Consider the following 7,453-nt stretch of genomic DNA (forward strand, 5'->3'; position numbering starts at 1 on the left):
CTGGAAAGTTGAACGGCTTTTCGCCTGGCTTCAAAACTTCAGGCGGCTGGTTGTTCGATATGACCGACATGCTGACAATTTCTTGGCTTTTTTACTGCTCGCCTGTTCAATTATTCTGCTCCGTTTTTTGAGATAGGTTGTCGCCAGTTTCCTCCTATGGCCTCTCTGTTCGTTGCACTGAGACCTTCTTATAAAAACCGGACTGACCAATTCGTTCCACTGACTTGCCAGCTTTACCCAGCCAGATTACCACTTTTGCTTATGCCGTCAAGAAATATTTCCGGGCTGCACGAAAAGACTTGCGCAACCGCTGCAAATGCCAAAAGAGTTCAGGCAGCCAGCCCGAACCCTTTCCTTTTTCACCCGATTTATCGGGCGAATGCGCTAAAACGGCCTCATGGTCCAAATGCCGCAGGGGCAGGTGTCGGCGCAGAAGCCGCAGGCGACGCACTTGCTGTCATCGGAGACGTAGCGGTAGGGTAGGCCACGCCGTCCGCAGCTTCCTCGGCAGGCAATTCCTCGCGTGAAATCGAGTGGGTCGGGCACATGGTCTCGCAAAGGTGGCAGTCGCGGCAGGAGCCGCAGCTCAGGCAGCGGGCCTCCTGCTGCTCCTCGGTCTTGCCCTTATCCTCGGCCGGGTCGTAGTGAGCGACGGTCAACGCCTCGTACTGAATCAGCTTTTTGGTGAAGGGTTTCCATGTCTTGCCCTCCATCTGGGCGATCAGATATTCCGCTGTCCGCTTGGCCGCGCCAAGGTCGTTGGTCGCCAGACCAGGCCGCTCTGCGTCGCCGCCCGCGAGAATCTTGGCATCGCTGGTGCGCCCGGCTTCATCAGTTTTAATCCACGAGCCGCCTGCGATCTTCACCACGCTCACGCTCTCCGGCAGGAAAGGCAGGCTGGGCACGTCGCCGATGGAGATGAAACGACCTATTTGAGAAAATACCCATCAATCTAACGGATTGACGATCTGCACATCATACAGTTTGATATAGCTGTCGTCAGTGATGATGCGCAGCCCTTCAACCTTAGCCTGAGCAACCAGCATTCGGTCAAACGGGTCTTTATGATGCAGGGGAAGATTTCCAGCAACTTCCCCGTGATGCAGACTGATCGGCAGCTTGCTGAAGCCTTCGTCCTCCACCGCCGTGTCTATGTCGTCCGGGGCTTCGAGCTTGCCGAGCTTCTTTTTAATCGCAATCTCCCAGCTTGAAGCCGCGCTGACAAAGATTTCGTTCCGCGTGTCGCTGATGAGTTCCACAGTCTGCGGGCCAAGTTTCGGATCATCCGCGAGCCACCAGAGCAGCACATGCGTGTCGAGCAGCAGCCGCTTCATTCCGCCTCCCCATAAAAGGAGCCGATCACATCAGCAGGAGTTTCCGTGAAGTCGCCGCTTATTTTGATCTTGCCTTTAAAGCGTCCGGGTCGCCGCTTCCGCTCTTTCTGATGAGGAATCAGCTCAAGATACGGCTCGCCGTCTTGGGCGATGACAATCCGCTCGCCAGCCCATGCCCTTTTGCCGAGTGCTGAGAGTTGTGTTTCTGCTTCACGAAGAGTGACTTGCATTCTTTTTGCTCCAAACAAATTTTTCGTGCCTGTTTGATAAGTACCACCTTGAACTTGGGAAGTAAACCGGAAAAAGAAACGCCCTGAATCCGATACAGAATTCAGGGCGGCGAACAACAAAGAAGACGTGCAAGAGTTTGGATTATTTGCCTCTGACCTGCCGCAGCTCCTCAGCAGTCCGGCAAATCTCCTCGCCTTGAATGGACTGAATATTGGTCAGGACAGCAAAATCATACTTGCCGGTGAAGCCAGTTTCACCCCAGACGCAATCTTCCACTGCGGCGTGATCTGCGCTCCGCATGACCTTCCAACCTTCGGGAGCTTCCCAAGCCAAAGGCTCTTTCTCCACAGCCTGAACAACTGCGTCAGCATCAGCAGACTTTGCCCGCTCAACAGCCGCTTTCAGGAAATAGACTGCCGCGTAGGACTCTCCGGCCATATAGTCAGGGTATTCTTTGAATTGCTTGTGATACGTCTCAACAAAGCTGCGGTTCTTATCCGAATTCGGCGTGGTGAAGAAATAGCGGCTTGACATGTAGATTCCTTCTGGCATTTCTTTTCCCATTGGAATCATAACATCCAAGGCAGCTGCATCCGGGAAGAAAAACTTCACCTTGCTGAACAGGTCATGCTGCATTCCCTGCTTGATGAAGGTGACAGCCTCATTTCCCCACAGCGGCGACCACACGGCATCAGGTTTCTTTTCAAGAACTTCTTTGATGAACGGCGTGTAGTCAGTTGTTTTCATGAAAGCAGAAAATGCCTCGCCGACTATCTCAACATCAGGCTTGAGTTCGATCAGGCGAGCTTTGAATATCTCCCATGATGAATGCCCGTAGTTGTTGTAGTCAGGCGCAAGCAACGCACATCCAGCGTTTATACGGTTTTGAAGCTGCAAGCTGCGCACCTGAACGTGAGTGCATCATTGCATTGCTGAGGGTGCTGAAAATATACGGCTGAAAATGCTGCGCACCAGTCAGTTCCGGCAATGCTGCCTGAGCCAGCACCATCGGGATATGATGCTTCTTGCTTATCTCTGAGATTGCAGGTGCGATCTTGCTGGAGGTCGGCCCGATCAGGAATTTTGCATTCTCCTTTGTGATCAGCTCCTCGGCGATTTTGGCTGCTTCCTCCGGGGTCTTGGCTGCGGTCTCATCCTTGAAGACAGCTTCGAGCTTCTTTCCCAATATGCCGCCGCTGGCATTGATTTCCTGAATTGCCAGTTCAATGCCCTGCCGTATCGTATCTCTACAATAGATAAAGATTATTCTTTGAGAGAGAAATTAATAAATACCCCTAAAAGTAATGTTCCTATAATGGTTTGCAACGAGATAATCAATCGCGCCGTTGTTGTGTTAGGAATAATGTCTCCGTATCCAACTGTGGATTGAGTGATGCAGCTAAAATAGAAAAAATCTAGATACCCCCAAGGAGTTATTTTGTCGCGATCAATCGATGTGATAATTTTCTTGTAAGCATCAATTTTTTCGTTTTGTTCTTTGACAGCTTTATCTATCAAAACAGATAACTCTTTTTTATTTTCAGGTAACACATATGACGTGTTCGGTATCCCACCTGCTAACGTAATAACGATTGATTTGTTATAATTTTTATCAATAACCTCAAGGTTAAAAATTCCTGTTGGCCATTCAGGTCCAGTTATATCGATATGTTCAACAAAACGAAAAGTTATATTTCCTTCCGTTAACAAAGAGCTTTCTACTCCTAACAGTTTTTTCTCTAACTTAAAATCTTTATTAGTTAAAGCATTAGAAACCAACCTAATATAATTAATAACTTTATGAGATGAAGCGATTTCTTCGACACTTTCTTTTTTAAGAAAGAAATTTTTAGCTGTAACTATATCGCTATTAAACAAGAATGAAATTGAATTCGACCTATACAGCCAAGTATATATAAGAGAGAATAGAACTAAATTTGATAAATACACAAAAAACACCAGCAATAGCCAATGATTTTTACTCTTCATTTCAAAAAAATTGGCGCGTTCATTCTCGTCTTTAACTGTAACGCCGTAAAAATTCATCAGGATTGCAGATTTCAATGTCCGCTTCGGCAAAATCCTTCTCATTTCTGGTGACGATGATGCTGACTGCGGCCTGCTTTGCGGCTCCTGCCTGCACAGCGTCTTCAAAATCAGGCTGGCCGGAATGAAGCGCGTCAAGAATCACTGTCTTGTTCACAGCGGCAACCTCGACAAATTCCAGCAAATCTTTGATCAACGCCAGCGCAAAGGCTTTTCCCTTCGCTTTTGCGGCGATATAAAACAGATCGGTAATAGTGGTCGCAGAGAGATAAAACTGAATTGGGCGGCGTTTGGCCATGTCAAACACAAGCTCCGCCGCCTTGGCGAACGGCTGCCGGTCAAGCACAAAATCCAAGACAACATTGGTGTCCAAAAGGACATTCATTGGTATTTCTCCATCAGATAGCTTTGTTTTGCTTCATCAGGATCAACACCTTTGAGACAGCCTTTCCAATTTCCAAGGAATTTGTCAACTGACTGCGCATTCAGCGTCTCCATAACTTCATCGCGCTGATGAGCAGAGCTTCCGTCTGTCCGAGAAGACTCCTCCTGAGCCATATCCAGCACAATGAGCTGAATGAGGAGATATTTCTCACGACGTGAAAGAGTGTGTATCTGTGTGCGCAGTTCCGTCATTTCCATATTCTCTCTATCCCTCTGCCGCATTGCCGCGTCAGCTTATCACTCCACCGGCTTATCCTTCCTCTTCGGCTTCTTCCGCTCACTCGCCCTTGTGCCGCCAACCATGTCGTATTCCGAGGAGTCCGCGCCCTTAATCCCCTTGACCACGGCCCGCACCTGCACGATGTAGTCGCTCACACGCTCTGCCACATCCGCCTTGCTGTTGACCAACTGCGTCCTGTGGGCGTTCACTTTGTCCAGCTCGCTGATGATATTCTCCAGCGCGGCAATCCTGTCCGACATCTCCGCCGCTGAAATTCCGGCAGGAACTCCTTCGCCCATCTGTTCAAGAGCCTCTTTGATCGCATGGGCTTCCTGCAAGAGCTTCGGGATGCTTACTGTCAGCATAATATCCTCCTCTTTTTTTCCTATGAACTGTCATTTCGTCACTATGACGAGCCATTTTTTTCTTGTGACCACCCAGTGAAACAAACTGGACACCCATTTTTTAAAAATGAAGCCTCATAGTAACAAACTGGGTACTCAGTTTCTTTCTATCATCACCAATTTTTTAAAACTCACCGCTCATAGGAAGAAAATGACTCTCCAGTTTTTTCCTATGGCCTCTCCGTTCGTTGCACTGAGACCTTCTTATCAAAACCGGGCAGGCTAATTCGTTCAACGGGCTTGCCAATTTTATCCTGCCAGATTACCACTTTTGCTTATCTCGTCAAGAATTATTTCCGGGCCGCAGGAAAAGACTTGCACTGACGCTGCAAATGCAAAAAGGGTTCAGGCAGTCAGCCCGAACCCTTTCCTTTTTCACCCGGTTTATCGAGCAGATGCGCTAAAACGGCCTCATGGTCCAGATGCCGCAGGGGCAGGTGTCAGCGCAGAAACCGCAGGCGACGCACTTGCTGTCGTCGGAGACATAACGGTAGGCCACGCCGTCCGCAGTCTCTTCCGCAGGCAGCTCCTCGCGGGCGATGGCGTGGGTCGGGCACATGGTCTCGCAGAGATGGCAGTCGCGGCAGGAACCGCAGCTCAGGCAGCGGGCCGCCTGCTGCTCCTCGGTCTTGCCCTTGTCCTCCGCCGGGTCGTAGTGGGCGATGGTCAAGGCCTCGTACTGAATCAGCTTTTTGGCGAAGGGCTTCCACGCCTTGCCTTCCATCTGCGCGATCAGATATTCCGCCGTCCGCTTGGCCGCACCGAGGGCGTTGGTGGCCAGACCGGGCCGCTCGACATCGCCGACTGCAAGAATCTTAGCATCGCTGGTGCGGCCCGCCTCGTCGGTCTTGATCCACGAGCCGCCTGCGATCTTCATCACGCTCACGCTCTCCGGCAGGAAAGGCAGGCTGGGCACGTCGCCGATGGAGATGATCACCGTTTGCGCCGGAATCAGCTCGCCTTTGTCGGTGACAAGGCCCTGCTCGGTGACTTCCTTGGTCATCACCGGCCATTTGAAGACCGCGCCGAGAGCCTCGGCGGCCTCGCGCTCCTTGCCGAAAGCCAGCGGCTTCTGAATGTCCACCAGCGTGACTTGGCTTGCGCCCAAGCGGTAGCATTCGGCGGCCACGTCGCAGCCGACATTGCCCGCGCCGATGATCACCACCTGCTTGCCGGTCGGCATGGGATGCTCGCTCTTGGCCGCCTTCAGGTAATCAAGGGCCGGAATCACCCGCTCGTGGCCGGTAAACGGAATAATTTTCGGCTGATGCGTGCCGACCGCGACGATAACGTAATCGTATTCAGCCTTGAGCTGCTCGATCTTCTCCTGGGTCATGCTCACGCCAAGATTGACCTTGATCAGCTCCTGCTTGAGGAAACGCTGCACCTCCATCTCCCAGACCGCCTTGGACAGCCGCTCCCAAGGAATGGTCTGGGCCAGCTTGCCGCCGAGCTGATCGCCCTTTTCAAAAATATGGGCCTCAATGCCAGCCAAAGCCAAGTGCCACGCCACGCCCATGCCTGCCGGGCCGCCGCCGATGACCGCCACTTTGTGGCCGGTGGCGGGCTTGCCCTTTGGCGGATCAACGTTATGCACCGCCTGGCCCAAGATCGAGACATCAATGGAGAAATCCACCTTTTTGCGGGCACAGTTCTGGATGCAGAGGTTCGGGCAGATGGTGCCGCAGACCGAGGCCGGGAAGGGCGTGTAGCGCAGCAGCATCTCGTAGGCTTCCTCGTTCCTGCCCTCGCGGATCATCCGCAGTCGGTCAATGGTCGGGATGTGCATCGGGCAGTAGTAGGTGCAGGGCGCGGCGGAGTCGCGGTTGACCCACCACGGCTTGCGCCTGCGCAGATCGCCGGTTTCAACAACGCCGATCACCGAGCGGTCGAGCATCGGGGCGAGGTCGCGCAGAGGGTCGCCGCCGCCGAAGCCCGCGCTCCACACGCGCTTGGCAAACTCGGACATCGGCATCGGGCCGGAGGACAGCAGAGCGCGCTCCTGCGGCGTGACAGCGGCAAGCAGGTTCCATTCCTCGCGCTTGCTCAAGCTGTCGAGCAATTCCGGGCGACCGATGGCGTTGAGGTATTCCGGCAGACGCTCGATCAGCCACTGCCATTCCTCATCGCTCGGCTGCGCTAATTTGGCGTTGCTGCGGGCATAGCTGCCGTCAATCGTGCCCCGGAAATAGACCTTGCCGCCGACCATGCCCACGCAGGGCCGGTAGCCGAGCACGTTGTCCGGGTTCTTCGAGTTATGGCCGCAAACCACCGCGATGCCGCCGCAGTTGAACTCGGCAAAGGTGTCGCCCACTGAGCCGAGCACCCACATCTGCGGGCGTTCGTAGTCAGGGTTCCACTTAGTCATGGTCAGACCGCGTGCGCCGATGGAGCCGCCGATCATCACCCGCCCGCCGGCCATCGCGCTGCACACGCCGTTGGTCGCGTCGCCCTTGACGATCACGTCCGCGCCGATGTTGAGATAGCCCACGTCGTCTGAGGCCGAGCCTTCGCAAATGACCGTGGTGCCGGGCAAGCCCATGCAGCCGACCCGCTGCCCGACCGGCCCCTTGACCCGGATGGTCAGCGGCCTGTCCTTACGCCCGCCCAGCCGCAGGCCGATGTTGTGCTGGCCAAAGGATTCCAGCAGCAGCTCGTCCGCGTCAGCCGCCGCGCCGCGCACTTCTTCTTCAAAAACTTTGGATGTCAGCCGCAGGCCGTTGGCATCCTTGCCGCGTATGATTGCAGTCTTTTTTGCTTGTTCAGTCATAATA

12 protein-coding genes are annotated in these 7,453 nt (G+C 53.4%); 2 read left to right on the plus strand and 10 right to left on the minus strand.

Annotated elements, in window-relative coordinates; translation table 11 throughout:
• Positions 1-136: transposase (locus tag ACNKIB_RS05445; RefSeq protein ID WP_417908837.1), on the plus strand; the 136-nt coding region annotated here is incomplete at its 5' end.
• Positions 137-384: 248 nt separating this feature from the next.
• Here the strand turns inward: ACNKIB_RS05445 and ACNKIB_RS05450 are convergent.
• Entirely contained in the window at positions 385-546 is a 162-nt protein-coding gene (locus ACNKIB_RS05450) for a 4Fe-4S binding protein (protein ID WP_417909537.1), read from the minus strand.
• A gap of 138 nt (positions 547-684) precedes the next feature.
• On the opposite strand from ACNKIB_RS05450, the gene ACNKIB_RS05455 reads away from it, so the two are divergent.
• Positions 685-936, plus strand: a complete 252-nt coding sequence (locus ACNKIB_RS05455) for a hypothetical protein (RefSeq protein WP_417909538.1) — start codon at positions 685-687, stop codon at positions 934-936.
• An 11-nt stretch (positions 937-947) separates the two neighbouring features.
• On the opposite strand, the gene ACNKIB_RS05460 is transcribed toward ACNKIB_RS05455, so the two are convergent.
• The 9 genes from ACNKIB_RS05460 to ACNKIB_RS05500 form a co-directional block, all read right to left on the minus strand.
• Positions 948-1,334 carry a type II toxin-antitoxin system VapC family toxin gene (locus ACNKIB_RS05460; protein ID WP_417909539.1) on the minus strand — a complete coding sequence of 129 codons (387 nt, stop codon included), beginning with the start codon at positions 1,332-1,334 and terminating at the stop codon, positions 948-950.
• Complete coding sequence (locus tag ACNKIB_RS05465; RefSeq protein ID WP_417909540.1) at positions 1,331-1,564, minus strand: type II toxin-antitoxin system Phd/YefM family antitoxin; 234 nt, start codon at positions 1,562-1,564, stop codon at positions 1,331-1,333. Before ACNKIB_RS05465 ends, ACNKIB_RS05460 begins: the two co-directional genes overlap by 4 nt.
• Before the next feature lie 142 nt (positions 1,565-1,706).
• Positions 1,707-2,426, minus strand: a complete 720-nt coding sequence (locus tag ACNKIB_RS05470; protein WP_417909541.1) for an ABC transporter substrate-binding protein — start codon at positions 2,424-2,426, stop codon at positions 1,707-1,709.
• Positions 2,413-2,832, minus strand: coding sequence for an ABC transporter substrate-binding protein (locus ACNKIB_RS05475; RefSeq protein ID WP_417909546.1), 420 nt, complete (start codon positions 2,830-2,832; stop codon positions 2,413-2,415). Before ACNKIB_RS05475 ends, ACNKIB_RS05470 begins: the two co-directional genes overlap by 14 nt.
• The gene (locus tag ACNKIB_RS05480; RefSeq protein ID WP_417909542.1) at positions 2,829-3,611 is read right to left on the minus strand and encodes a potassium channel family protein; all 783 of its coding nucleotides are present in this window, start codon (positions 3,609-3,611) and stop codon (positions 2,829-2,831) included. Before ACNKIB_RS05480 ends, ACNKIB_RS05475 begins: the two co-directional genes overlap by 4 nt.
• Positions 3,586-3,996 (minus strand): PIN domain-containing protein, encoded by a 411-nt coding sequence (locus tag ACNKIB_RS05485; protein WP_417909543.1) that lies wholly within the window; start codon positions 3,994-3,996, stop codon positions 3,586-3,588. The genes ACNKIB_RS05480 and ACNKIB_RS05485 overlap by 26 nt, the downstream gene beginning before the upstream one ends.
• The gene (locus ACNKIB_RS05490) at positions 3,993-4,253 is read right to left on the minus strand and encodes a hypothetical protein (RefSeq protein ID WP_417909544.1); all 261 of its coding nucleotides are present in this window, start codon (positions 4,251-4,253) and stop codon (positions 3,993-3,995) included. The genes ACNKIB_RS05485 and ACNKIB_RS05490 overlap by 4 nt, the downstream gene beginning before the upstream one ends.
• A 39-nt stretch (positions 4,254-4,292) precedes the next feature.
• Complete coding sequence (locus ACNKIB_RS05495; protein WP_417909545.1) at positions 4,293-4,640, minus strand: hypothetical protein; 348 nt, start codon at positions 4,638-4,640, stop codon at positions 4,293-4,295.
• 439 nt (positions 4,641-5,079) lie between these two features.
• The gene (locus tag ACNKIB_RS05500) at positions 5,080-7,449 is read right to left on the minus strand and encodes an FAD-dependent oxidoreductase (protein ID WP_417909547.1); all 2,370 of its coding nucleotides are present in this window, start codon (positions 7,447-7,449) and stop codon (positions 5,080-5,082) included.
• Positions 7,450-7,453: the final 4 nt, after the last annotated feature.

Origin of the sequence: Candidatus Electronema sp. PJ (assembly GCF_048287395.1) — a bacterium.
Classification (GTDB): Bacteria; Desulfobacterota; Desulfobulbia; order Desulfobulbales; family Desulfobulbaceae; genus Electronema.